The 275-nt window shown below is 32.4% G+C and carries 1 pseudogene; it reads right to left on the bottom strand.

The annotated features are described in order from the left end of the window. Positions 1–275: pseudogene (locus SCA31_RS23300) on the bottom strand (Two component regulator three Y domain-containing protein); the annotation flags it as partial.

Below are 275 nucleotides of genomic sequence, written 5' to 3'. Positions count from 1 at the left end.
AAATTTTTCAAGAAATATGGGGGAGTTACTTTCCGCAAGACCTACAATCTCTGAAATATTGTCCTCCGTTAGATTATTAATAACAATTTGCTGTATCATTAAATCATTATTGTATTTCAGCAGATCTTCAATGGTAGAATCCTGCATCTTTGTTTGCTTGATCAGTCCTAAAATCAACTTGTCTTTTTGGGAAACGAAATAAATATCTATGAGGAATGTTGTGATGGCAAAAATGATATTAAGCAACTGAATCAGTTTAAAGTCATTGGGCCTAA

The sequence above is a fragment of the Chryseobacterium sp. SIMBA_028 genome (genome assembly GCF_046535285.1).
GTDB lineage: Bacteria > Bacteroidota > Bacteroidia > Flavobacteriales > Weeksellaceae > Chryseobacterium.
The sequence above is the reverse complement of the archived record's forward strand: the minus strand, read 5'-3'. Positions and strand labels throughout refer to the sequence as shown.